General features: G+C 51.2%; 1 protein-coding gene. It reads left to right on the top strand.

Going from position 1 to position 623, the window contains the following annotated elements; genetic code table 11:
• Positions 1–32: 32 nt before the first annotated feature.
• Positions 33–623, top strand: a 591-nt coding sequence (locus R7Z47_RS25500; RefSeq protein WP_318130848.1) for an aminoacetone oxidase family FAD-binding enzyme, incomplete at its 3' end; no start/stop codon positions are given.

The raw sequence follows: 623 nt of genomic DNA, 5'->3' as shown, positions 1-623 counted from the left end.
TTTGGATTTTGGATAGAGCCTAAGAGCGACCGATGAGTAAGAAATTTGATGTTGTTGTAATTGGCGCGGGAGCCGCGGGTTTGATGTGTGCTGCAGAAGCAGGCAAGCGCGGACGCAGTGTGCTTGTGCTGGATCATGCCAAAAATCCAGGACGTAAATTCCTTATCTCTGGTGTTGGCCGCTGCAACTTGACCAACTACGACGTATCAGCCAGCAACTACCTATGCCAAAACCCACACTTCGTAAAATCGGCGCTGTCGCAATACACCAACTGGGATTTCATCTCCATGGTCAGCAAACACGGCATCGAGTTTGAAGAGCGCGACCACGGCCAATTGTTTTGTGTCGATGCCTTTACCGCCAAAGACATCGTGAAGATGCTGCTGGCCGAGTGTGACATGCCAAACATTCAACAGCGTTACCAATGCGATGTGCACACCATTGAGAAAACCGAAGAAGGCTTTCGTCTGCACGCGGGTACTGAGCCTGTTGAGTGCGAATCTTTGGTGATTGCGACCGGTGGCCTTTCCATGCCAAAACTGGGCGCGACGCCATTTGGTTACAAAGTGGCTGAGCAGTTTGGTCTGCCAGTAATCCCTACTACGGCGGGACTTGTGCCATTT

This window comes from Vibrio sp. 1641 (assembly GCF_033339995.1).
Classification (GTDB): Bacteria; Pseudomonadota; Gammaproteobacteria; order Enterobacterales; family Vibrionaceae; genus Vibrio; species Vibrio alginolyticus.
Note: the sequence above shows the minus strand (reverse complement) of the source record. Positions and strands in the feature narration are given on the sequence as shown.